The sequence below is a fragment of the Gordonia sp. NPDC003376 genome, from assembly GCF_053589235.1.
The window spans coordinates 29864-54362 of record NZ_JBSFRM010000021.1 but is presented as its reverse complement, the minus strand read 5'-3'; the positions used below and the strand labels follow the sequence as shown (position 1 = coordinate 54362).

Here is a 24499-nt window from a genome sequence, read left to right as displayed (position 1 = left end):
GTTCGGGACTGTCCCACTCAATTAGCAACCACCCGTTGGTGGTTGAGTCGATGAGGAGCGTAGCGACGAGGCGTGTCGAAACCTCTGTTGGCCGGGTTCGTCGGCGTGACCACCTCAGAGGTGGTTGCGCATCCGATGCGGGCTGCGGAGATTTCGACTCGGGTCCTCGCTTCGCTCGGTCCCGGCTCAATCATCGTTCGGGGGTCCTCGCTTCGCTCGGTCTCGGCTCATCCACCGACGGGCGCATGGTGGTTGAGTCGAGGTGGTGACCGCCTCCGGGGTTCGCGCACCTCGGTCAGGGTTGTGGCATGGGAACACATGGCCGTGTCAGCGCGTGATCGGGGTTGTCAGAACGGAATCGATGAGGCCTGCGTAGATGCCGTGGAACGACTCCGATGGATGGAAGCCGTCGGCGGCGAACAAGTCGTCACCGGGTGGGATGAATCGATCGAACCGGCGGATCCGGCCGTTGCGGGCGGCCACCTCGTCGGCGACCGCGTCGAACCGTGCGGCGCGCCGACCGAGGGCGGCAGCCAAGGTGCCGGGCAGCGCCGGACACATGTCGAGGATGGGAACCGGCAGCAGCACGATCTGCGCGGCGTCGGCGGCGCCGTCGACGACGGCGTCCATCAGCGTGGTCAGGTCGATGCGCCACTGCTGTGAGCGCACCATGTTCTTGGCGTCGTTCGCGCCGACCGACACGACGACCACGTCGGCCGCCGACAACGCCTCCGGATCGATCAGGGTGATCGCCTCGCGCGCGGTGAATCCGGTCTGCGCGTAGACATGCCATTCCACCGGGCCGTCGACGCGGGCGGCGAGACGCCGCGCGACGCCGCCGGCCAGCGTGTCACGATGGTGATCGACACCCACACCACCGGCGAGACTGTCGCCGAGCACCACCAGGCGGGTGACCCGGCCGTCGCGGTCGTCACCGATCACGTCGTGATCGCCGACTGCCTGCGGTAGCCGCACCACGGTCTTGCGGGCACGAAGGCCCTGGACCAATGCGACCGGCGTCCGCCAGGTGGCGGCACCGGTGAGGGCAACGATTCGCTGCATCAGATCACCTCAACCGAACTCTCGAAGCCGACGATGCTCGCGGCCTTGTCCAGACATTCCTGCCATTCCCGCTCGGGGATGGAATCGATCGTGATCCCGCCGCCCACACCGAGTTCGGCGGTCCCCGACGGCGTGATCTCGACGGTGCGGATCGCGACGTTGAGGTCGAGCAGATGGTCGGGGCCGGCCAGGCCGACTGCACCGCAGTAGACCCCACGCGCATCGGACTCCCACTGCGCGGTGAGATCCCACGCCCGCAGCTTCGGGGTGCCCGTCACCGATGCCGGCGGCCACGTGGCCTCGAGCAGGCATCTGGTGTCCACGGTGGGATCGACGATCGCCTCGACCGTCGACACCAGATGCCACACACCCGGCGCGGGGACGACGGTGAGCAGATCGACCACCCGGACCGACCCGGTGACCGCGACACGGCCGAGATCGTTGCGTACCAGGTCGACGATCATCACGTTCTCGGCGATGTCCTTGGTGGACGCGGCAAGCGCGGTCGGGTCGGCGTCGGCCGGCAGGGTTCCCTTGATCGGCGACGACGACACGATGTTGCCCGTGCGCCGGAGGAAGGTCTCCGGCGAGAAGCTTGCCACTGCTCCCCAATCGCCCTGGAGGAAAGCGGATTTGGTCGGCCGGGTGGCGGCGGTCAGATCGGTGTAGAAGGCGAGGGAGGAGCCGCGCACGGTGCCGGTGAACCGGGTGCACACACACGCCTGATACACCTCGCCGGCCCGGATCGCCTCCAGGCAGTTCTCGATCGCAACCAGGTGAGGGTCACGAGGGGGTGCAACCCATTCGGCCGACCACGCATCGCGAGGTGTATCGGAACCGGCCACCGCAGACGGGTCGGCCAGACATCGCTCGATCCAATCCGGCATCGGCGAACCCGCCGGCGCCACATGTTCCCAGCTACCGCCACGGAGCACCAGCAGGCGATCGGTGAGTCCGCCCGCACACTCCGGAAGCGGCCCTTCGCCGGCGCGTGGTCCGCCGAATCCCAGGTAGCCCAACCAGAATCGGTCGGGGTGCGCCGGGGGAGGGGTGTCGCGCACGATCTCGATCGACGGCGCGATCACCGCGTCGGCATCCCACCAGTCACCGATCAGCGCTGCGGGTCCGGGCAGCCCGAGACGCCGCGACTCGACGTCGAGGGCGTGGAGCAGGTCGAGTGCGGTGGCGCTCATCGATGCCGTCCCGAACGGGTGATCATCCCTCGTAGCGGGGGAAAACCGGTGTGGGCTTGGGGAGTTGGATCCCGGGCGTCAGACGCTCGGTGACCGCGGTGAAATCCCGGTGCTCGCCGACGGCGAGCAGGTCGAGCAGCGTGCCGCACGATGTCGGAAGGACCGGTTGGGCGAGCAGCGCCACGATGCGCACCACCTCGGCACACACGTACAGGACGGTGCCGGTGCGGTCGAGGTCGGTCTTGGCCAGCTTCCACGGTTCCTGCGCCGAGATGTAGCGGTTGGTGTCGGCGAGCACCGACCACAGTGCCTCGAGCCCGAGGTGGATGGCCTGCTCGTCGAAGTGGTTCCGCACCGCCGACAGCAATCCGTCTGCGGCAGAGAGCAGGTCACGGTCGGCATCGGTGTACTCGCCGGGCGTCGGGACCGCGCCGTCGAAGTACTTGCCGACCATCGACAGGGTGCGCTGGGCCAGGTTGCCGAACTCGTTGGCGAGGTCGGCGTTGATCCGGGCGACGATCGCGTCGGTGGAATACGACCCGTCCTGTCCGTAGGACACCTCGCGCAGGAAGAAGTAGCGCACCGGATCGAGGCCGTACTCGTCGATCAGGGTGTCCGGGTCGACGACGTTGCCGATCGACTTGCTCATCTTCTCGCCCTTGTTGAACAAGAAGCCATGTGCGAACACACGTTTCGGCAGCGGCAGCCCCGCGCTCAACAGGAACGCCGGCCAGTACACGCAATGGAACCGGATGATGTCCTTGCCGATGATGTGCAGATCCGCCGGCCAGTACCGGTCATAGGTGGCCTGATCGTCGGGGAAGCCGACACCGGTGAGGTAGTTCGTCAGGGCGTCCACCCACACGTACATGACGTGCCCGGGATGGTCGGGGACCGGAACACCCCAGTCGAAGGTGGTGCGCGACACCGACAGATCGGTGAGCCCGCCCTTCACGAAGCTGATCACCTCGTTGCGGCGGGTGTCGGGACCGATGAACTCCGGATGGGTCTCGTACAGGTCGAGCAACCTGTCCTGGTACGCCGACAGCCGGAAGAAGTAGGTCTGCTCCTCGGTCCAGGTCAACACGTGCCCGGAATCGGTGGCGACGCGGTTGCCGTCGTCGTCGACGGTGGTGTCGGCCTCGGCGTAGAACGCCTCGTCCCGCACGTCGTACCAGCCGGCGTAGGTGTCGAGGTAGATGTCCCCGTTGGCGCCCATCCGCTGCCAGATGGCCTCCGAGGCCCGCTTGTGATCGGTGTCGGAGGTGCGGATGAAGCGGTCGTAGCTCGAGCCGAGCCGATCCTGCAGGGCCTGGAAGGCGTCGGAGTTGCGGCGGGCGAGCTCGGCGGTGGGGATGCCCTCCTTCTCCGCGGTCTGCTGCATCTTCTGACCGTGGACATCGGTTCCGGTGAGGAATCGGAGGTCGAATCCGTCGAGCCGTTTGAAGCGCGCCAGAGCGTCGGCCGAGATGTACTCGTAGGCGTGCCCGATGTGCGGTGCGCCGTTGGGATAGGCGATCGCGGTGGTGAGGTAGTACGGGCGTCCGGCGCCGTACGAGGCGGCCGCGTCGGTGCTGGTCAGATCAGAGGACATAGTGGTGCCAAGAATACGTGTCGCGTTTAAGCTGGCCACATGGTGATGGCCGATCGACCTGAAGTCCAGACCGCCTCGACCCCCGTGACGGCGCTGACGATGGTCGGACTGGCCGACAACATGCTCAACGGATTGGCCCGAGTCCCCTTCCGCAAGTTCTGGAACGGCCCGGGCGGACTGCTCGACAACGTCGGCCAATCGGTCACCCGCCAGGCGATTCGCTCGTTCATGGGCTACATCGTGGGACTGCCGATCGAGGAGTTCCGCTCGATGGAGAAGGTGCTCGACGATCTCTGCCAGGTGGTGATCCCGCCGTTCATCCGTCTCACCGACGGCGTCGAGGTCACCACCGACGAGATCGCCGGGGTTCCCGGGCTGTGGCTGCGTGCCCGGGCCAGCGCCGACGAGCACGTCGACGACGCCGAGGACAAGAAGACCATCAAGGGCACCATCCTGTATCTGCACGGCGGCGGCTACATCGGCACCACCCCGATGATGTACTCGGCGTTCGCCGCGTCGCTGGTCAGCGGTACCGGATGCGAGGTGTTCATCGCCGACTACCGGATGGCGCCGGAGTTTCCCTACCCGGCCGGGGTGCTCGACGCGACGGACGTCTATCGCGGGCTCCTCGACCGCGGTGTGGACGCCGACCACCTGGTCATCGCCGGTGACTCCGGTGGCGGCGGCCTGGCGACGCAGGTGGTGAACCATCTGCGGACCGAGGGTCTGCCCCGGCCCGCGGCGGTGGCCCTGTTCTCCCCGGAGGTCGATCTGGATCTCGACCACCCGTCGATCACCGAGAACGCCACCACCGACATCCTGCCGTGGAACGTGCCGGTCACCCCCTACCTGCACGGCATCCAGCCCGACGACGAGCGGGTGTCGGCGGCCCGCGCCGAGCCCGACCCGGAGTGGTTTCCGCCGGCGTTCGTCTGCTGGGGCAGTTCCGAGATGTTCCGCGATCCCGTCCGCGACTACGTCGCCGTCCTGGAGAAGGCCGAGGTCGAGGTGTGCTCGGTGGAGGGCCGGGGCATGTTCCATGTGTTCCCGATCCTGATGCCGTGGGCGGAGAGCTCACACGAGGTGTACCGCGAACTCGACGCCTTCGTCGACCGGCACGTCACCCCGGATCCGGAGGCCACGGCCACGCACTGAGCCGTGGTGTGGGCGATGCTCCATGTGGTCCGGTTCGTCCGGAACCCCTAGGCTGAGCGCCATGGTGATGGCCGATCGTGACGGAGTGGAAACAGCATCGACACCGGTGGCGGCCTTGGCCGTATGGGGGCTGGTGCAGAACGTGACCAACGGACTGGCCCGGGTGCCGTTCCAACAACCCTGGCGCGGGCCCGCAGGACTGCTCGACAATCTCGGTCAGTCGTTCACCCGTCAGGCCGTGCGGTCGTTCATGGGGTACTCGATGGGCCTGCCCATCGAGGAGTTCCGTTCGGTGGAGAAGGTCCTCGACGGGATCTGCAACGTCGTGCTGCCTCCGGTGATCGGCAACGCCGGAGGCGTCGAGATCACCGGCGACGAGATCGCCGGGGTGCGCGGGCTCTGGTGCCGCGCGAAGGCCAGCTCCGACTCCTACGTCGACGACGGTGAGACGAAGGAGGCGATCGACGCCACGCTGCTGTATCTGCACGGCGGCGGCTACATCGGTACCTCGCCGATCATGTACTCGGCCTTCGCTGCGGCCCTGGTGCGGCTGACCGGGACCGAGATCTTCATCCCAGACTATCGGATGGCCCCCGAATTCCCTTTCCCCGCAGGGCTTCACGACGCCGTCGACGTGTATCGCGGTCTCCTCGACCGGGGTATCGACGCCGACCACCTGATCGTCGCCGGAGACTCCGGCGGCGGTGGGCTCGCGACCTCGCTGATCACCTATCTGCGTGACCACGATCTACCCAAACCGGCTGCGCTGGCGCTGTTCTCACCGGAGATCGACCTCGACCTCGACCACGATTCGGTAGTCGACAACGCCCCCTTCGACATCCTGCCGTGGAGTATCCCGGTGGCGCCGTACCTGCGGGGTGTGCAGCCCAACGACGACAGGGTGTCGGCGTTGTACGGTCACCCCGACCCGGAGTGGTTCCCGCCGACATTCGTCTGCTGGGGCGAGCGTGAGATGTTCCGCGACGGCATCCGCAGCTTTGTCGAGGTGCTCCGGGATGCCGGTGTGCCACTGTCGGTGATGGAGGAGGAGGGCATGTTCCACGTGTTCCCGATCCTCATGCCGTGGGCGGAGTCGTCCAAGCGGGTGTTGCGCAAACTCGGCGAACTCGCCGGCCGCCACGTCACCCCCGACCCGCAGGCCACGCCCACCCACTGAGTCGGGCGACCCCCGCGCAGGGCCACGCCGATCGCCGCGGTCCCGCCGGTGCGTGAATGACGCGCGCCGGCGGGACCGGGTCAGACGCGTCGGTACGGCTCGCAGCCGGGCGGTGCCTTCGGCGGTTCCCGCAGTTCGATCTCGGGGATGCTCAGGCTGACCGGGGTGCCCTCGGTGAGGGTGAACTGCTTGCCGTGGTGTGCCAGGTCGATCGGCGGCCCCGACAACAACCGGTAGGTGGCCATCGACTTGTCCACGGCCACCACGATCTTCGAGTCGCGGACCACCATGCGGAAGGACAGGTAGTCCAGCCGGGACGGCAGTCGCGGCGCGAAGGTGATGTTGCCGCCGAAGTCGCGCATGCCGCCGAACCCGGCCACGCAGTCGGTCCATGCCCCGGCGAGCGCGGCGATGTGCAGGCCACTGGTCACGTTGTCGTGCAGGTCGTGGAGATCGGTGAACACCGACTCGACGAGCAGGTCGTAGGCAAGGTCGAGATAGCCCACCTCGGCCGCGGTCACGGCCTCACAACACGCCGACAGCGACGAGTCACGCACGGTGATCGGGTAGTAGTAGTCGAAGTTCCGCAGCTTCTGCTCGGGGGTGAAGCGGTCCCCGAACATGTACATCGCGAACACCAGGTCGGCTTGCTTGACCACTTGTTTGCGGTACAGGTCGAAGTACGGATAGTTCAGCAGCAGAGGGTATTTCCCGCGAGATGCCTCGAAGTCCCAGACCCCGAGGTGGGTGAACGCCTCGCACTGCTGGTGCACTCCGAGCGCATCGTCGTAGGGCAGCACCATGTCGTCGGCACACGATTCCCAGTGTGCGGTCTCGGCATTGGTGACCCCGAGCTTGTGTGCCAGGTCGGGTCGCCGGTGCACCGCGGTGATCGCATCCCGGAAGTTCTGCTGGGCAGCGAGATTGGTGAAGATGTTGTTGTTCACCACGGCCGTGTACTCGTCGGGGCCGGTGATGCCGTCGATCCGGAAGTTGCCGTCGGCGTCGTGGTGACCCATCCCGGCGAACAGCCGCGCGGTCTCCACGAGCAACTCGACGCCGCACTCTTCCTCGAACTGTTCGTCACCGGTGGCACGCAGGTACCGTCCGGTGGCGTTGGCGATGTCGGCGCTGACGTGCACGCCGGCGGTCCCGGCGGGCCAGTAGCCCGAACACTCGTCACCGTTGATCGACCGCCACGGGAACATCGCACCGCGCTGGGCGAGTTCGGCGGCCCGGGACTTGGCCTTGTCCATGGTGGCGTGCCGCCATCGCAGTTCCTCGCCGGCCGCGGCGGGCACCGTGTAGGTGAGCATCGGCAGAATGAAACTCTCGGTGTCCCAGAAGGTGTGGCCGTCATAGCCGGGCCCGGTGAGACCCTTGGCCGGGATCGCACGCGACTGGCCGCGGGCACCGGCCTGGAGCACGTGGTAGAGCGCGAACCGAATCGCTTGCTGCAGTTCGGGATCGCCGTCGATCTCGACGTCGGCGTCACGCCAGAAGTCCTCGAGATAGGCCACCTGGTCGGCTTTCAGCGACTCCCAGCCGGTCTCCATCGCCATCGCCAGCGCGGCGTCGACCTGCGCCCGCAGGGCGGGTACCGAGCGTCGTGCCGACCAGCCGTAACCGATGTACTTGGTCAGGCTCAGCCGACTGCCCTGCGGAACGTTGGCGGCCACCGTCAGGCGCGCGAGATCGCCGTCGGCGCGGATGAACGTGTCCGCGCGATCCGGGAAGTCGATCTGATGGTCCATGCCCGCGGCCATGTGCAGACCGGACGCCTTGGTGTGGTGCACCAGGATTCCCCAGTAGTTGCGGCAGGTCGCGAGGTCGGACACCAGCGGCGCGTCGAGAGCCGCGGCCAGACGCGGATCGTTGCCCGGGATCGGGATCGGTTCGTTGGCCAGCAGATCCGACTGCAGCACCAGCTTCATGTCCTCGCCGACCGGCTCCACCTCATAGTGGATGGCGGCGATCGTCCGTTTGGTGAACGAGACCAGGCGCTCGGACTTGATCCGCACGGTCCGGCCGGTGGGGGAGGTCCACAGGGTGTTGCGGCGCAGCGTACCGGTGCGGAAGTCGAGCACGCGCTCGTGCTCTTCGGTGCGCCCGTACCGGAGATCCATCGGCTCGTCCTCGACGAGCAACCGGATGATCTTGCCATCGGTGACGTTGACCACGGTCTGCCCGGATTCCGGATAGCCGTAGCCACTTTCGGCATACGGCAGCCCGCGCTGCTCGTAGAAGCCGTTCAGATACGTGCCGGGATGATCGACCGGCTCGCCCTCCTCGAAGCTGCCGCGCAATCCGATGTGTCCGTTCGACAGCGCGAAGAGGGTCTCGGTGCGTCCGAGCATGTCGATGTCGAGTCCGCGCCAGCGCAGCTGCCAGGGGTGGACGTCGAAGCCGAAGGCGTGATCAGTGTTGCTCATACGGGCAGTAGTTCCTCGAGATCGTTGACGACGATGGACGCACCGGCCGCGGTCATGGACGCGGCCTGTGTGCCGCCGACCCGGTCGATGCCGACGACATAGCCGAAGTGGCCGGCGGCGCCGGACTGCACTCCGGAGATCGCATCCTCGAACACCGCGGCCGCCGAGGGTGGCACACCCATCAGCTCCGCGCCGAGAAGATACGAGTCGGGGGCGGGTTTGCCGCGCAGCCCCCGTTCGGCGGTGACGAGTCCGTCGACCCGCACCTCCACGAACTTCGACAGGCCGGCCGCGTCGAGGACGGCCTTGCCGTTCTTCGACGAGGTGACCACAGCGATCCGCAGCCCGGCGTCGCGCGCGGCCTCCAGGTAGCGGACCGATCCCGGATAGGGCATGACCCCACCGCTTTCCAGGCTTTCCAGGAACAACTCGTTCTTGCCGGAGCCGATCGCCGCGGCGGCGGCCGGGTCGACGTCGGTGATCCCGCGTGCGGCGAGGAAGGCCGCGATGCCGTCGTCGCGGGGGCGGCCGTCGACGTAGTCGAGGTAGTCCTGTTCGGTGAACGGGACGAAGTCGTCTCCGTCGCGTTGCTGCAGAAAGGCGTCGAATGCGGCCTTCCACGCCTGCTGATGCAGCACCGCGGTACTGGTGAGAACACCGTCGAGGTCGAACAGTGCGACGGTGACGGTATCTGGCAATCCCAACACGGTTCGCAACGCTACCCGCCGGTGGCGTGCTCGGCTCGCTATGCGACGTAACCGTGTCCGTGCGGTGGCGTGTCGGCGACGGGCCGATGGCGATATCGGCTGGACTGCAGGTCGGTGAATGTTCAAGGATGGGACCATGTCTCGTCGCTTCGCCCAGGTGGATGTGTTCGTCTCCGGTCCGGTCACCGGCAACCCGGTCGCCGTCGTCCTCGACGCCGAGGGTCTGACCGACACACAGATGGCGGCGTTCGCGCGCTGGACCAATCTGTCGGAGACCACCTTCGTGTTGCCGCCCACCGATCCGTCCGCCGACTATCGCCTGCGCATCTTCACCCCGACCCCCGTCGGCACCGACGGGGAGTTGCCCTTCGCCGGCCATCCGACACTCGGGTCGGCGCATGCCTGGCTGGCGGCCGGCGGGGTGCCGCGCGGCGAGGTGATCGTGCAGGAGTGTGGGATCGGGCTGGTCGAGATCCGTCGCGACGCCGACCGCCTGGCGTTCGCCGCCCCCGGGCTGCGGCGGTCGGGTCCGATCGCCGAGGACGAGCTCACACGGGTGCGCGATGCCCTCGGCCTCGACGCCGACCACGTCCTGGGCGCCGCCTGGGTGGACAACGGGCCGCCGTGGATGGGGCTGCGGCTCGACTCCGCCCGGCGTGTCCTCGACGTGCGCCCCGACTACGCGGCCCTCGGACTCCGTGACGTGGGGCTGATCGGCGCGTATGACCCCGGCGACCGGCCCGAACCCGGTGCGGATTTCGAGGTGCGGGCATTCGCGCCGGGTGTGGCGGTGCCCGAGGACCCGGTGACCGGCAGCCTCAACGCCGGGTTGGCGGTGTGGCTGCGCGGCGACGGTGTGCTGCCACGGGGTTATGTGGTGTCCCAGGGAACGGCGCTCGGCCGCGCCGGGCGGGTCTTCGTCGACGATGACGGGGATCACATCTGGGTGGGCGGACGCAGTGTCACCGTGATCGACGGGACCGTCGCTCTCTAGAGTTGGACGCATGTCCGATTCCTCCCTGCCCGATTCCGTTCAGCAGTCGGGTTCGCAGCAGCAGTCGGGCTCGATGAAGGCCGAGTCGGCCAAGGAGGCCAAGAAGCGGCGACGGCGGGAGCCGCCACCGGATCCGACACCGCTGCCCGGCCTGGTGGATGCGCACACCCACCTCGCCGCCTGCGGTGGCCGGGACGCCGAGTCGGTCCGCGCCATCCTCGACCATGCACAGTCGGTGGGGGTGGAGGCGGTGGTCACCGTCGCCGACGACATGATCGATGCCCGCTGGGCGGTGCGGGCTGCGCACTGGGACGAGCGCGCGTTCGCGGCGGTCGCCCTGCATCCGACGCATGCCGGTGATCTCGACGACGCGGCCCGTGCCGAACTGGAGGAGATGGTGGCCGACCCGCGGGTCGTGGCAGTGGGCGAGACGGGTCTGGACTACTACTGGCCGGGCAAGTCGGAGTCGGCGGCATCCCCCGCGGTCCAGAAGGACGCCTTCGTCTGGCACATCGACCTCGCCAAGCGGACCGGCAAGCCGCTGATGATCCACAATCGTGAGGCCGATCGGGATCTGCTCGACATCCTGGCGGCCGAGGGGTCACCCGACATCGTGATCATGCATTGCTTCTCCGGTGACCGAAATGTTGCACGCGAATGCGTCGATCGCGGTTACCTGCTGAGCTTCGCCGGGACTGTGAGCTTCGCCAATGCCGCAGAACTTCGTGAGGCGGCTCACCTCGTCCCCGACGAGCAGATCCTGGTGGAGACCGATGCGCCGTTCCTGACCCCGCATCCCTACCGTGGCCAGCCGAATCAGTCGTATTGCCTGCCGTACACGGCCCGCGCGCTCGCCGCGATCCGCGGAACAGACGACGAGACGATGGCCGGCATCCTCGGCGCCAATGCGCGACGCGCCTATCAGGCACCTTTGCAGTAATCATCCCGGCTCGTTATCGTACTGTGATCCGGCGCCGGATTCTGTCGCGGCGCGGGGGACCATGTCGTCGACCAGGATGTTGCTCTTGTCTGTCATCGCCAGAATCCACCAGCTCGAATCGATGCGTGCGCGCGTGGCCATCGGGGCCGTGCTCGTCACTGTTGCCGCGGGCGGTGTGATGGGCGTGACGATGCACAAGAACGTCACCCTCGACGTCGACGGCCAGAAGATCCAGGTCGCCACGATGTCGATGGATGTCGACTCGCTCCTGGTGTCGCAGGGTTATGACGCCACCGCCGGTGACGTCGTCTCGCCGTCCCTCGACTCCGGGTTCGCCGACGGCCAGACCATCACCTTCCACCGGCAGAAGACCGTCACCCTCGACATCGAGGGGCAGAAACGTACGGTCCAGACCACCGCGGTCAACGTGGCCCAGTTGCTCGCGCAGCAGGGGCTCGACCAGGCCGCCGACGACCCGAACTTCAACGCCGCCGGACCGATCCCGGTCGACGGGGCGGTCGTCGACGTGACCCTCCCGAAGAAGCTGACCATCGTCGACGGCGGGGTGAAGTCGGTGAAGTCGGTCCCCGCCGAGACCGTGGCCGAGGTCTTCGAGCGTCTCGGTGCGCCGCTGACCGCGGCCGACGAGGTGACCCCGGCCGCCGACACCAGGATCCGCGACGACATGACCCTCGACGTCACCCGCATCCGGACCTCGGAGACCACCGTCGAAGAGGACATCAGCGCGCCCGACGTCACCCAGGACGACCCGACCCTGATCAAGGACCGCCGTGTGGTGGTCAAGAAGGGCACGCCCGGCCGCGCCAACGTCACCTACGAGGTGACCACCGTCAACGGCAAGATCGTCAAGCGCGAGAAGCGGGGGCAGCAGGTGCTGACCGAGCCGGTCGCGGCGACGGTCAAGGTGGGCACCAAGCCCGGTGCCCCGTTCGTGCCGCTCGGTTCGGTGTGGGACGCCCTGGCACAGTGCGAGGCCACCGGCAACTGGGCGATCAACTCCGGCAACGGTTTCTACGGCGGCGTGCAGTTCGACCAGAACACCTGGGAGCGCTGGGGTGGCCTCGAGTACGCACCCCGCGCCGACCTGGCCACCCGTGAGGAACAGATCGCCGTCGCCTCCAAGACCCAGGCGGCACAGGGCTGGGGTGCGTGGCCGTCCTGCTCGTCCAGGCTGGGCCTGCGCTGAGCACCGACGACACGCCCTCCGGCACCGAAGTCCGGTTGCTCGGCCCGGCCCAGATCCGACGCCTCGCCGACGAGCTCGGTGTCCGGCCCACCAAGACCCTGGGGCAGAACTTCGTCCATGACGCCAACACGGTGCGCCGTATCGTCGCCGCCTCCGGGGTGGGCGCCGACGACACCGTCCTCGAGGTCGGCCCCGGCCTCGGATCGTTGACCCTGGCGCTGCTGGGCACCGTCCCGCGTGTCGTCGCCGTGGAGATCGATCCGGTCCTGGCCACCCGTCTGCCGGTCACGGTCGCCGAGCAGGCGCCGAGCCGCGCCTCGTCGTTGTCGGTGATCACCGCCGATGCGATGAGCGTGCGTGCCGCCGATCTGCCATACCCCCCGACGGCCCTCGTGGCGAACCTTCCCTACAACGTCGCGGTACCGGTGCTGCTGCATCTGCTCGCCGAATGTCCTTCGATCACAACGGCTCTTGTGATGGTGCAGGCAGAGGTGGCCGACCGCCTCGCCGCGCCCCCCGGCAGCCGTGTCTACGGCGTGCCCAGCGTCAAGGCCCGCTACTTCGGTGATGTCGGCCGTGCGGGTGCGGTGGGCCGCAACGTCTTCTGGCCCGAACCCAAGGTGGAGTCCGGGCTGGTGCGGGTGCAGCGCACCGACGCGCACTCGGCCGACCCCGCCGTGCGCGCGCAGGTGTTCGCGGTGATCGACGCGGCATTCGCGCAGCGCCGCAAGACGATGCGCTCGGCGCTGGCCGGCTGGGCCGGATCGCCGGTGGAGGCCGAGCGGCGCCTGCGTGCCGCGGGTATCGACCCGCAGATCCGCGGCGAGAAGCTCGACGTCGACGACTTCGTGCGTCTGGCGGCCGTGGAGCCCGCCTGACCATCGTGGAAGCAGGTGTCGGCGAAACGGGTGTCGGCGACGCCCGTCGGCGCACCGGACCGCGACTCCGACACGTCTCGGTGAACGAGCCGGCGGGCATTCACTATCCTTGACCGCGTGTCTCCCGCATCCCTGTCGGTGATCTCGGGTGCCGTCACGGTGCGCGTCCCGGCCAAGATCAATCTGCATCTCGGCGTCGGTCCGCTGCGCGACGACGGCTACCACGACCTCGTCACCATCTTCCAGGCGTTGTCGCTCTACGACGACGTCACCGTCGCCCGGTCGGCGGCGATGAACGTCACCATGTCGCGGTCGGGCGGTCGCGGCGCCGACACCGAATCGGTCCCGCTCGACGAGAACAACCTCGCGGTGCGCGCGGCCCGGGCCCTCGGCGACCATGTCGGACGCGATCCCCGGGTGAGTATCGACATCGTCAAACGCATTCCCGTCGCCGGAGGGATGGCCGGCGGCAGCGCCGACGCCGCAGGCGCTCTCGTGGCGCTGGCCACCCTGTGGAGACTCGACATCTCCCGCGCCGAGATCCTCGAGCTCGCGGCCGGCCTGGGCAGCGACGTCCCCTTCTCGGTGCAGGGCGGAACCGCACTCGGCACCGGTCGCGGTGAGCAGTTGATGCCGGTGCTCGCCCGCGGTGAGCTGCACTGGGTTCTCGCGTTGGCACGCGAAGGTCTCTCGACACCAAAGGTTTTCGCCGAGCTCGACCGGCTGCGGGAGAACCGGGCCGACGAGTACTCCGGTGCCAACCCCCGCCCGGACGAGCTCGTGCAGGCACTCGCCGGTGGACGGCCGGAACAGATCGCCCCGCTGCTGCACAACGATCTGCAGCCGGCTGCGCTGAGTCTGCAACCGGCGTTGCGGCGCACCCTCCGGGCCGGCATCGACGCCGGCGCGCTGGGGGGCATCGTCTCGGGATCGGGGCCGACGTGCGCATTCCTGTGCTCGGGGGCCGAGGACGCGGTGGCCGTGGCCGCCGAACTGTCGGGGGCCGGGGTGGCCCGATCGGTGCGCACCGCCGCCGGTCCGGTGCCCGGTGCCACCCGCAAGCCGCCGGAGGCGTGACCCCGGTCGCGCCGACTTCTCGCTAAGCTCGATCGGGTGCATCCTGCCACCCGAACCCGAACCCGAACCGGCCCGTCGTCGTCTCCGCGACCGCTGCGCCGGATCGTGTCGACGGTCGGGGCGGTTGCCGTGTTCGCCGGCGCAGGCGTCGTCACCACCGCACCGGCCTCGGCTGCCCCGGATGCAGGGCGTGTGCTGTCCACCGAGGCGATCACCGCGGCCGATCTCCCGTCCGGTGCCGCCTCGGGCACCCGGCTGACCTATGTGACCCGGGACCAGAACGGCCGCCCGGCCATCTCCACCGGCGTCGTCTACATCCCGTCGACGCCCGTGCCCACCGGGGGTCGCCGCATCTTCTCCTGGGCGCACGGCACCACCGGGATCGCCGACCAGTGCGCACCCAGCCGCACCCGCACGGGCGACGGCGTCGACGCCCCGATCCGCGACGCACTGAAGTCGGGGTATGCGGTCACCGCCACCGACTACGCCGGTCTCGGATCGGCCGGGGAGACCGAGTATCTCGGCGGCAGGGCTGCGGCGCACTCGGTGATCGACCTGATCCGCGCGGCCCGGGCCCGGGACGCGTCGTTGAGTGCCGACTGGGTGTCGGTGGGGCATTCGCAGGGCGGGCACGCCGCGCTGTTCGCCGGACACGAGGCGCCGTCGTACGCGCCGGAACTGCGGTTGCGGGAGATCGTCGCCTTCGCCCCGGCCTCCGGCGTCGAACGGCTGATGGCCGGTGTGTTCACCCCGGACGTGCCGAGCCTGGGCACACTGAACGTGGTCAGCGCCCTGTTCCTCTACATCCTGGCCGGTCTCGACCATGCGCGACCCGACCTGCACGTGACCGACCATCTCACCGCCGACGGCAAGCGGTATCTCGATCTGGCCCGCTCGGCCTGCAACGGGGAGGTGTCGGAGGCGATGCGGTCGGTCGCCCCAGGTGCCCTGCTCGACTCGTCGCTGCGCACCCCGGAGTTCACCGCGGCACTCACCGACTACATGGGCGTGCCGGCCAACGGCTATCCGGCGCCGATCCGGATCGATCACGGCATGCTCGACCCGGTCGTCCCGTACACCCTCACCGCATCGCTGGTCCGGTCGATGCGTTCGGCCGGGACGAACGTCGACCTGCACACGCATGTGCGGGCCGACCACACCGACGTCGTGACCAAGGCACTCGGCGAGGTGATCGGGTCGGTGTCGTCGGCGTTCGGCCGCGACTGATGGTGCCGGTTCGGGACACGCCGAATCGGGATACGCGGTGGCGGCGATCGGGACGGTTCGGGCCCGTCCAGTGGCCGGTGACGCGTCGTTGGTATCGTCTACCAGTGCTTTCTGCCTGCTCATCGGTGCTGATCGACCCGTCGACCACGGGGGAGGTCCGCTGATGGCAACGCCGCTGCTCGGTGCGGAGGGATTGCACCTGGAGTTCCCCACCAAGGTCGTGTTCGACTCACTCACCCTCGGCATCGAGGAGGGTGACCGGATCGGCATCGTCGGCCGCAACGGTGACGGCAAGTCGAGCCTGCTGGGCATGCTCGCGGGTCGGATCGAGCCGCAGGCCGGACGCGTCACCCGCCGCGGCGGCGTGCGATTCGGTGTGCTCGCCCAGGGCGACGAGTTCGATCCGGAGTCGACGGTCGGCCACGAGATCGTCGGTGACCGCCCCGAGCACGAATGGGCGGGCGACCCCGATATCCGGGACGTGATCGGCGGATTGGTCGCCGACATCCCGTGGGGTGCGCGGCTCGGCGGACTCAGCGGTGGTCAGCGCCGACGGGTGGCGCTGGCGGCACTGCTGGTCGGGGAGTGGGATCTGATCGCGCTCGACGAGCCCACCAACCACCTGGACGTGGAGGGCATCGCCTGGCTGGCCGACCACGTGAAACGTCGCTGGGCCAAGAACTCCGGCGGACTGCTGGTGATCACCCACGACCGGTGGTTCCTCGACGAGGTGTGCACCGAGACGTGGGAGGTGCACGACGGGATCGTCGAACCGTTCGAAGGCGGTTACGCCGCCTATGTGCTGCAGCGCGTCGAGCGTGATCGCATCGCCGCGGCCATGGAGTCCAAGCGCCAGAACCTGATGCGCAAGGAGCTGGCCTGGTTGCGTCGCGGCGCGCCGGCCCGCACGTCCAAACCGAAGTTCCGAATCGAGGCCGCCAACCAGCTGATCGCCGACGTCCCGCCGGTCCGCAATCCGATCGAATTGCAGCGCCTGGCCGTCGCCCGGCTCGGCAAGCAGGTCGTCGACCTCGAGGAGGTCGGGGTCCGCTTCGGCGAGCGTGAGGTGCTGCGGGAGATCACCTGGCGGATCGGGCCCGGCGAGCGCACCGGCATCCTCGGCGCCAACGGGGCCGGCAAGTCGACACTCCTCGGCCTGATCTGCGGCACGGTGGAGCCGACCAGCGGAAAGGTCAAGCGCGGCAAGACCGTTCGGATCGGCATGCTGGACCAGCAGTTCTCCCAGCTGGCCGACATCGGTGATGATCGGGTGCGCGAGGTGCTGGCCGAGACCAAGACCACCTTCACCATCGACGGCAAGGACCACACACCGGCACAGCTGCTCGAACGTCTCGGCTTTGCGCGCGAACACCTCTCGGCGCGCGTCGACGACCTGTCGGGCGGCCAGAAGCGGCGCCTGCAGCTCCTGCTCCTGTTGCTGAGCGAACCGAACCTGATCGTGCTGGACGAGCCGACCAACGACGTCGACTCCGACATGCTCGCCGCGATGGAAGACCTGCTCGATTCGTGGCCGGGTACCCTGATCGTCGTCTCGCACGACCGGTACCTGCTCGAGCGGGTCACCGACCAGCAGTACGCGGTCCTCGACGGCAGGCTGCGGCACGTGCCCGGCGGCGTCGACGAGTACCTGGCCTTGCGTGCGGCACATGTTGCGGCACACGAGAATCCGACCAGCTCGAGCGCGTCGCCATCGGCAGCGGGTGAGTCGGAAGGGCTGTCGGGGGCGGAACTGCGTGCGGCGCAGAAGGAACTGTCCGCACTCGAGCGTCGCCTGGAGAAGCTCGGCACCACGATCGAGAAGGTGCACAACGAGATGGCCGGCCACGATCAGGGCGACTACGAGGGCCTGGCGAAGCACACCACCCGGCTGCGTGAGCTCGAGGACGAGGTCACCGAGACCGAAGAACGCTGGCTCGAATTGTCCGAACAGCTCGGCTGAGGTGATTGTCAGTCCCCTGAGACCTGGTGGCTCTGTTGGTGGTTGACCGGGTTTTCGTCACGTAAGCGAGGCCGGCCGGTTGTCGAAGCCTGGTGAGATGGGTTTGTTCGCAACCACTTCGGGGTGGTTGCTCGTCGTCGTCGGCCGGCGGAGGTTTCGACTCGACTCCTCGCTGCGCTCGTCGTCGGCTCAACCACCGTTCGGGTAGGGCGCCGCGCTTGTGGATGTGGTGGTTGAGCAGGTCATCCTCGCGGTGGCGAGGCCGGCTGGTTGTCGAAGCCTGGTGGTCCTGTTGGTGGTCGCTCGTCGTCGTCGGCCGGCGGAGGTTTCGACTCGACTCCTCGCTGCGCTCGTCGTCGGCTCAACCACCGTTCGGGTAGGGCGCCGCGCTCTTGCTTCGGTGGTTGAGCAGGTCATCCTCGCGGTGGCGAGGCCGGCCGGTTGTCGAAGCCTGGTGGTCTTGTTGGTGGTCGCTCGTCGTCGGCTCAACCACCGTTCGGGTAGGGCGCCGCGCTTTTGCTTCGGTGGTTGAGCAGGTCATCCTCGCGGTGGCGAGGCTGGCCGGTTGTCGAAACCTGGTGAGATGGGTTTGTTCGCAACCACTTCGGGGTGGTTGCTCGTCGTCGGATCAACCAGCGTTGGGGTGGGGCCGGCCGGTTCTCGAAACCTCGGCGGTTCAATTCAACCGGCGTCGGAGCGGCGCACCTGATCGAGGCGTGACGCGAAGTCGCCGATCATCGCACCGGTGACGTCGGGCTGGATCAGCGGATACAGGTGTGTGGCACGCGGGATCACCCGTACCTCGGTGTGCGGAGACACCGCGGCGAAACGCTTTTCGTGCACGCGGAATTGGTCCCACGCACCGTTGGCCAGCAGCGTCGGGCCGCCGTAGTGGGACAGTTCCTCCAATGCGTCGAACCGGGCGACCTCGTCGACGACGTCGGCGATCGAGTGCAGGGAGAGGCCGCCGGCCTCCATGTCCTCGGCGACCCGGCGGCCGACGGCGAGTCGCGTGAGTACCTTGCTGATCACCGCGGATCCACCCGGCAACATGCCGGTGAAGAAGCCGAACAGCCGGAACGGTGCGGCGAGTATTCGGCTCGGCTGCGCGGTGGAACCCATCACCACCAGACCCGCGATGCGGTCGGGATGACGGCCCGCGGCCGCCATGGTGACATAGCCGCCGAGGGAGATCCCTGCCAGGGCAACGGGTCTGCCGAACTCGTCGGCGGCGTCGAGGACGGTCTGCACCGCATCGTCCATGCTGAACTTCTCGGCGAAACGTTGCCCATGGCCGGGGAGGTCGGGGGTCCGGACCTCCCGACCGTCGATTGCCGCGGCGATCCCGCGCATCGATGCCCCACTGACCCGCAGTCCGTGGATGAGCACCACGGGAGTGGTGTCGTCGGGCACCGGGGAAGGAGCGCCCGTGGGCGCGGGTACGAGGGTGATGTCGGAGTCGTCGCAGATCATCGCCGGTCAGTCTGCCGGAGCCCGCGCATGCGGTACAGGCCCCGCACGCAGTGTTCACCTCCCCTCACGGGGTGTTCACGCCGCCGCCATCCGCCCCGCCGTCCTCGGCGTCGTCATCGTCGGGAACGCCGACCCGGACCTCGCGATCGATCCCCACCTTCGCCCGGAATCCGGCGTCGTGGCTGACCAGGATCAGCGCACCGGTCCACTTCTGCAGGGCGTCGACGAGTTCTTCGGTGGTGGTGATGTCGAGGTTGTTGGTGGGCTCGTCCAGGACGAGGAGTCTGGGGACCGGATCTGCCAGCAACGCCGACGCCAACGCGACCCGCAGGCGCTCGCCGCCGGACAACTCGGCCAGCGGCCGGTCACCAGCCCTGCCGCGGAACAGGAAGCGGGCCAGGTGTGATCGCACCTGCGCGGGCGTGCGGTCGGGATGCTCGGCCATCAGGTGCTGTGCGATCGTGCGTGCGGGATCCGCGAACGTGATCCGCTGGGGCACCAGCGCATAGGGGACCCGAATATGCCCGGATGCGATCAGCTCCCGGATCAGGGTGGTCTTGCCCGCCCCGTTGCGACCGACCAACGCGATCCGCTCCGGCCCGTCGACATACAGTCGTTCGTCGTCGATCACCTGGATGCGCGTACCCATCTCGGGATCGGGCATCGTGATGCGTGTGGTGTCATCGGCGCGGATTCCATCCCGGGCCGAGGTGAGACGGTCGGCGGCCGCCTCGACGTCGGCACGATGTGCGGTCCGGAACTTGCCCGCCGACACCTCGGCGGCGTTGCGGCGGAGTCCCGCGACGATCTTGGGCACCCGCTTCTCCCGCTCGGCGCGGGCGGCGGTCCGTGCCCGCCGGTCCAGAGCGATCTGGGCGTCGACCATCTCGCGCTTCTGCCGACGAAGATCGTTGGCGGCGTTGGCGAGCGCCTCGGCGGCAGCAGCCTGCTCGGCATCGATCATCGACCGATACACCGAGTACGTGCCACCGAACTGCCGGACACGACCGTGGTAGAGCTCGAGTGTCGTCTCGACGCGTTCGAGGAGTTCGAGGTCGTGGCTGACCAGCACGACGGTGCCCGCGAACCGGTCGATCATCGCGAACAACCGGTCCCGCGACAGTTCGTCGAGGTTGTTGGTCGGCTCGTCGAGCAACAGGACGTCGGGATGATGCACGAGCCGGGCAGCGATGGCCAGCATCGTCGACTCGCCACCGGAGAGCGTTCCCACCGTGCGATCGAGATCGGTGGCCAGCCCCAACGCCGACAGCTCGGCGACAGCCCGTTCCTCGACGTCCCAGTCGTCGCCGACCAGGTCGAAGTCTGCCTCGTCGACCGACCCGTTCTCTATGCGGCGCAACGCCATTCGGGTTCCGCTGATGCCGAGGACGTCGCTGATCGTGGCGTGTGGATCAGCATCGGGATGCTGCGGGACCAGCGCGGTGCGGTCCGGTACCGAGACGCTGCCGCGGGTCGGGCGCAGAGTTCCGGCGATCAGGTGCAGCAGTGTGCTCTTTCCGGCGCCGTTGACGCCGACCAGCGAACACACACCGGACGGGACGACAAAGGAGAGTCCGTCGAAGACCACCGCACCGTCCGGCCACGAGAAGGACACGTCCGAGAAGATGATGGAGGAGGAGACGTCGTGCGCAGAATGTGATGCCATGGGAGGCTCCTGAGGTGGTGGGCAAAGCGCGGCGAAGCTCGCGGCGCTGCGTGAAACCGACCTCAGATGTTCATATTCTGCGGATCACTCCTCTGGTCGACGACAAGAACGTGGACCACCATAGCGCGTGATCCCGGCGCCCTGTCAAGGAAATCGGTCTGCGACGCGATAGCGTGAACGCCATGTCGTTCATCCGCACCTCCGTCGCCAACGGGGTGGGAGAGGTCATCCTCGATCGCCCGAAAGCCCTCAACGCGCTCGACCAGTCGATGGTCGACGACATGTACGAGATCCTCGGGGAGTGGGGTGATGACGATGCTGTGGAAACGGTCCTGGTCACCTCGGCGAGTGAGCGCGCCTTTTGTGCCGGCGGTGACATCCGGGCCATCCGGGACGCCGTGCTGGCCGGCGACACCGAGGCGATCACCCGCTACTTCGCCCACGAGTACCGGCTGAACCAGCTCATCGCCACTTATCCCAAGGCCTATGTCGCGCTGATCGACGGTCCGGCGATGGGCGGCGGACTCGGGATCAGCGTCCACGGCGAGATCCGGGTGGTCAGCGAGAAGGCGATGATCGCGATGCCCGAGACCGCGATCGGCTTCCTGCCCGACGTCGGCTCCACCTACTTCCTCCCTCGGTTGCCCAGTGGTGTGGGAATGTGGTTGGGACTCACAGGTTCTCGCGTTCTCGGTGCGCAAGCACTGTCGGTGGGGCTGGCCACGCACTTCGTTCCGTCGGCGCGGATCGGCGCGGTCGCCGATCGGATTCGGACCGGGGCGCCGCTCGGTGAGGTGCTCGCACCGGAACCCGCCGAACGTGATCCGCACGAACCGTTGCCCTTGGACAAGATCGGGGAGTACTTCGCCGACACCAACGTCGCCGCGATCATCGGCGGACTGCGGGGCGCTGTCGGCGACGACTGGGCGGCGCAGATGCTCGACCTGTTGGCCGCGGCTTCTCCGACGAGCCTGGCGGTGACCGCCCGGATGCTCGAGCTCGGCGAGTCGTCGATGCTCGACGACTGCCTGGAACGCGAACTTCACGCCGCCGAGAAGATCACCCTCACAACGGATTTCGTGGAAGGTGTGCGTGCCGTGCTGGTCGACAAGGATCGCAACCCCTCCTTCTCGCCGGCATCGGTCGACGACGTCGACGCCGCCGATGTGACACGGATCGTCGGCGCCTGAGGCAGCACCGCATCCGAGGCGTCACGGCGTCAGGTCGAACCAGCCGGACAGGTGGGTCGGTTGCTCCGACATCGTCGGCGCCTGTGGAACCGCCGATGTCGGGGGAGTCGACGTGGGGAGCGCGTCCGGGACGCCCGACGCGTCCTCGTCGTCGGTGATCTCCTCGCCGGGAGCGAACGGGTTGGCCTGCGCGGTGACCGCGGTCGGGCAGTCGACGTGGCCGGCCATCCGCTCGCCGGTGACCGCCGTGAGCGAGAGGCGGCAGGTGGACGACGTCCGGTAGACGCCGCCCACCGATACGCCGACCTGTGCGGTGATCACCCCGGTCAGCGGTCCGACGGTGGGGCGGACGTCGCCGATCGGCGGCAGGACCCCGCCGGTGAGGTCACCGACCAGGAATTCCACTTGTGCCCCATCGGTTCCGGGGCCGGCGAAGGTGAACAGCAACGTATCCGGCGGAACCTCGGGGGTGGGGTTTCCGGACTTGCCGAACTCGTAGCAGGAGGTCTCGGACGTGGCGGCGGTGCCGGTGGCCGGTGCGATCGCGATCAGCATGCGGCCGTGCGTGAATCGAAGGCCGGTGGCACTGCGGTCGATCCGGCTTGCCTGCGGGGTCTGCGCGCAGCGTTTCGGGTCGAGGCGCACCGAGGCGGCCTGCGTCGACGACGCCGCGGACGACACCGGCGACGGGCCGTCGGAACCGGCGCACGCGGTGAGCAGGGCACCCGCCAGCACGACACCTGTGGTGGCGAAGGCCGACCGAGAACGGCGGACGCGCATGATGTCTCAGTCCGCGGTGGCGACCAGCGGCTGGAGCGTCAGGTCGGGGTGCTCCTTCTCGATGTACTGCAGCCGCCACTTGTCGCTGAACAGGGCGAGCAGGGCACCGTCGGTGCGGGTGAACACCTCGACCCCGCGCTGCCGGTTCAGCTCGTCGGCACTCTCGGCGTCGGTGCGGCGTGCCAGGGTGTAGCCGAGCGGATCGATCACGGTGTCCACGTTGAACTCCGACTTCAGCCGCGCGGTGACCACCTCGAACTGCATCGGTCCGACCGCCGCCAGCACCGGTGAGGCGTCGCCACGCAGGTCGTTGCGCAGCACCTGCACCACACCCTCGCTGTCGAGCTGATCCATGCCCTTCCGGAACTGCTTGTACTTGTCGGCGGTGGTGGCCCGCAACGACGAGAAGTGTTCGGGCGCAAACGATGGGATCGGCGGGAACTGTACCTTGGGGTCGTTGAAGAGGGTGTCGCCCGGCGCCAGTGCGGTGGCGTTGACCAGACCCACCACATCGCCCGGGTAGGCGGTGTCGACGGTGGAACGGTCGCGGCCGAACACGGCCTGGGCGTACTTGGTGGCGAACGGCTTTCCGGTCTGCGCGTGCGTGACCACCATGCCGCGCTCGAACTCACCGGACACGATCCGCATGTACGCCAATCGATCTCGGTGGCTGGCATCCATTCCGGCCTGCACCTTGAACACCACCGCGCTGAACGGATCGGTGGGTTGGCGGACGGTGCCGTCGAGGTCGGCGCGACCGGCCGGGGCCGGGGCGAGCTCGACGAGGGCCTCGAGGAGCTGACGCACACCGAAGTTGAGCATCGCCGAGGCGAAGATCATCGGCGAGGTCTCGCCGGCCAGGAACAGTTCCTGATCGTGGTCCTGGCCCATCTCGGTGAGCAGTGCGCTCTCCTCGCTGGCCGCCACCCACTCGTCGCCCTCACGGTCGGCTGCGGCGTCGGCGTCCATGATCTCCTCGGGGGCGATCTTGGCGCCACCGGCGGTGCGGGTGAAGTGGATGTACTCACCGGTGCGACGGTCGAGCAGACCGCGGAAGTCGCCGGCGATGCCCACCGGGAAGTACAGCGGGGTGGGGGTCAGCCCGATGCGTTCGCTGATCTCGTCGATCAGCTCCAGCGGGGTCTGTCCTGGTCGGTCCCACTTGTTGATGACGGTGATCACCGGGATGCCGCGGTGGCGACACACCTGGAACAGCTTGAGGGTCTGCGGCTCGAGGCCCTTGGCGGCGTCGATCAGCATCACCGCGGCGTCGACGGCGGTGAGCACCCGGTAGGTGTCCTCGGAGAAGTCGGCGTGGCCGGGGGTGTCGACCAGGTTGATCACCGCGGGCTCGTCCTCGTCGGACGAGCCGGCCGGGGTGTAGTTGAACTGCAGCGCGGTGGAACTCACCGAGATACCGCGGGCCTTCTCCATCTCCATCCAGTCGGAGACGGTGGACTTGCGGCCGGCCTTGCCGTGGATGGCGCCCGCCTCGCTGATCATGCGGGCGTGCAGCGCCAGGGCCTCGGTCATCGTCGACTTGCCCGCGTCGGGGTGGGAGATGATCGCGAAGGTACGTCGGCGCTTGACCTCATCGGCAACAGAACTCACCCATCGAGGCTATCGGTCGAGGTCGCAGCGCCCAAACCGTCCCCCGGGGAGTGGTTGCGTCCTGGCTCGGAATCCGAGCCAGGCTCCACGATGCGTGAGATCCCGAAGGTCGCGGCGATGACCAGTGCGAAGATCGCTGCACCGGTGCCGATCGTGGTGCCGACCACCTTCACGGT

General features: G+C 68.2%; 19 protein-coding genes and 1 pseudogene. 10 read left to right on the top strand and 10 right to left on the bottom strand.

Going from position 1 to position 24499, the window contains the following annotated elements; genetic code table 11:
- Positions 1 to 327: 327 nt before the first annotated feature.
- From ACWDUA_RS19100 to metG, 3 genes are read right to left on the bottom strand one after another with little or no spacing between them, the layout of a single operon-like run.
- Positions 328 to 1062, bottom strand: coding sequence for an SGNH/GDSL hydrolase family protein (locus tag ACWDUA_RS19100; RefSeq protein ID WP_449752579.1), 735 nt, complete (start codon positions 1060 to 1062; stop codon positions 328 to 330).
- The gene (locus ACWDUA_RS19095) at positions 1062 to 2255 is read right to left on the bottom strand and encodes an aminodeoxychorismate synthase component I (RefSeq protein WP_449752578.1); all 1194 of its coding nucleotides are present in this window, start codon (positions 2253 to 2255) and stop codon (positions 1062 to 1064) included. The genes ACWDUA_RS19100 and ACWDUA_RS19095 overlap by 1 nt, the downstream gene beginning before the upstream one ends.
- 22 nt (positions 2256 to 2277) lie before the next feature.
- On the bottom strand, positions 2278 to 3849 hold the full coding sequence (gene metG, locus ACWDUA_RS19090; protein ID WP_449752577.1) for a methionine--tRNA ligase: 1572 nt from the start codon (positions 3847 to 3849) through the stop codon (positions 2278 to 2280).
- A gap of 39 nt (positions 3850 to 3888) precedes the next feature.
- On the opposite strand from metG, the gene ACWDUA_RS19085 reads away from it, so the two are divergent.
- Both ACWDUA_RS19085 and ACWDUA_RS19080 read left to right on the top strand, forming a co-directional pair.
- On the top strand, positions 3889 to 5004 hold the full coding sequence (locus tag ACWDUA_RS19085; protein ID WP_449752576.1) for an alpha/beta hydrolase: 1116 nt from the start codon (positions 3889 to 3891) through the stop codon (positions 5002 to 5004).
- Positions 5005 to 5065: 61 nt separating this feature from the next.
- Complete coding sequence (locus tag ACWDUA_RS19080; protein WP_449752575.1) at positions 5066 to 6181, top strand: alpha/beta hydrolase; 1116 nt, start codon at positions 5066 to 5068, stop codon at positions 6179 to 6181.
- An 80-nt stretch (positions 6182 to 6261) separates the two neighbouring features.
- On the opposite strand, the gene ACWDUA_RS19075 is transcribed toward ACWDUA_RS19080, so the two are convergent.
- Together ACWDUA_RS19075 and ACWDUA_RS19070 are read right to left on the bottom strand one after the other, a co-directional pair.
- Positions 6262 to 8613, bottom strand: coding sequence for a glycoside hydrolase family 65 protein (locus ACWDUA_RS19075; RefSeq protein ID WP_449752574.1), 2352 nt, complete (start codon positions 8611 to 8613; stop codon positions 6262 to 6264).
- Positions 8610 to 9320: an HAD family hydrolase gene (locus tag ACWDUA_RS19070; protein ID WP_449752573.1), complete on the bottom strand. Its 711-nt coding sequence runs from the start codon at positions 9318 to 9320 to the stop codon at positions 8610 to 8612. Before ACWDUA_RS19070 ends, ACWDUA_RS19075 begins: the two co-directional genes overlap by 4 nt.
- Positions 9321 to 9456: 136 nt before the next feature.
- On the opposite strand from ACWDUA_RS19070, the gene ACWDUA_RS19065 reads away from it, so the two are divergent.
- From ACWDUA_RS19065 to ACWDUA_RS19035, 7 genes are all read left to right on the top strand, one after another.
- Positions 9457 to 10314 carry a PhzF family phenazine biosynthesis protein gene (locus ACWDUA_RS19065; protein ID WP_449752572.1) on the top strand — a complete coding sequence of 286 codons (858 nt, stop codon included), beginning with the start codon at positions 9457 to 9459 and terminating at the stop codon, positions 10312 to 10314.
- 73 nt (positions 10315 to 10387) lie between these two features.
- The gene (locus ACWDUA_RS19060; protein WP_449752623.1) at positions 10388 to 11254 is read left to right on the top strand and encodes a TatD family hydrolase; all 867 of its coding nucleotides are present in this window, start codon (positions 10388 to 10390) and stop codon (positions 11252 to 11254) included.
- Positions 11255 to 11330: 76 nt separating this feature from the next.
- Entirely contained in the window at positions 11331 to 12461 is a 1131-nt protein-coding gene (locus tag ACWDUA_RS19055; RefSeq protein ID WP_449752571.1) for a transglycosylase family protein, read from the top strand.
- Positions 12425 to 13339 carry a 16S rRNA (adenine(1518)-N(6)/adenine(1519)-N(6))-dimethyltransferase RsmA gene (rsmA, locus tag ACWDUA_RS19050; protein WP_449752570.1) on the top strand — a complete coding sequence of 305 codons (915 nt, stop codon included), beginning with the start codon at positions 12425 to 12427 and terminating at the stop codon, positions 13337 to 13339. The genes ACWDUA_RS19055 and rsmA overlap by 37 nt, the downstream gene beginning before the upstream one ends.
- 117 nt (positions 13340 to 13456) lie before the next feature.
- The gene (locus ACWDUA_RS19045) at positions 13457 to 14416 is read left to right on the top strand and encodes a 4-(cytidine 5'-diphospho)-2-C-methyl-D-erythritol kinase (RefSeq protein WP_449752569.1); all 960 of its coding nucleotides are present in this window, start codon (positions 13457 to 13459) and stop codon (positions 14414 to 14416) included.
- A gap of 105 nt (positions 14417 to 14521) precedes the next feature.
- Positions 14522 to 15643 carry a lipase family protein gene (locus ACWDUA_RS19040; RefSeq protein ID WP_449752622.1) on the top strand — a complete coding sequence of 374 codons (1122 nt, stop codon included), beginning with the start codon at positions 14522 to 14524 and terminating at the stop codon, positions 15641 to 15643.
- A 163-nt stretch (positions 15644 to 15806) separates the two neighbouring features.
- Positions 15807 to 17603 (top strand): ABC-F family ATP-binding cassette domain-containing protein, encoded by a 1797-nt coding sequence (locus tag ACWDUA_RS19035; protein WP_449752568.1) that lies wholly within the window; start codon positions 15807 to 15809, stop codon positions 17601 to 17603.
- Between the two features lie 681 nt (positions 17604 to 18284).
- Here the strand turns inward: ACWDUA_RS19035 and ACWDUA_RS19030 are convergent.
- Together ACWDUA_RS19030 and ACWDUA_RS19025 are read right to left on the bottom strand one after the other, a co-directional pair.
- Positions 18285 to 19076 (bottom strand): alpha/beta fold hydrolase, encoded by a 792-nt coding sequence (locus ACWDUA_RS19030; protein ID WP_449752567.1) that lies wholly within the window; start codon positions 19074 to 19076, stop codon positions 18285 to 18287.
- A gap of 64 nt (positions 19077 to 19140) precedes the next feature.
- Positions 19141 to 20742, bottom strand: a complete 1602-nt coding sequence (locus ACWDUA_RS19025; protein WP_449752566.1) for an ABC-F family ATP-binding cassette domain-containing protein — start codon at positions 20740 to 20742, stop codon at positions 19141 to 19143.
- Positions 20743 to 20924: 182 nt separating this feature from the next.
- Here ACWDUA_RS19025 and ACWDUA_RS19020 point away from each other — a divergent pair, with 182 nt between their 5' ends.
- Positions 20925 to 21932, top strand: a complete 1008-nt coding sequence (locus ACWDUA_RS19020) for an enoyl-CoA hydratase/isomerase family protein (RefSeq protein WP_449752565.1) — start codon at positions 20925 to 20927, stop codon at positions 21930 to 21932.
- Between the two features lie 21 nt (positions 21933 to 21953).
- On the opposite strand, the gene ACWDUA_RS19015 is transcribed toward ACWDUA_RS19020, so the two are convergent.
- The 3 genes and pseudogenes from ACWDUA_RS19015 to ACWDUA_RS19005 form a co-directional block, all read right to left on the bottom strand.
- A complete protein-coding gene (locus tag ACWDUA_RS19015; protein ID WP_449752564.1) occupies positions 21954 to 22712 on the bottom strand; it encodes a hypothetical protein in 759 nt (252 codons plus the stop codon).
- Between the two features lie 6 nt (positions 22713 to 22718).
- Positions 22719 to 24323, bottom strand: a complete 1605-nt coding sequence (locus tag ACWDUA_RS19010; protein WP_449752563.1) for a peptide chain release factor 3 — start codon at positions 24321 to 24323, stop codon at positions 22719 to 22721.
- A pseudogene (locus tag ACWDUA_RS19005) lies at positions 24320 to 24499 on the bottom strand (hypothetical protein); the annotation flags it as partial. The pseudogene ACWDUA_RS19005 and the gene ACWDUA_RS19010, both read right to left, overlap by 4 nt.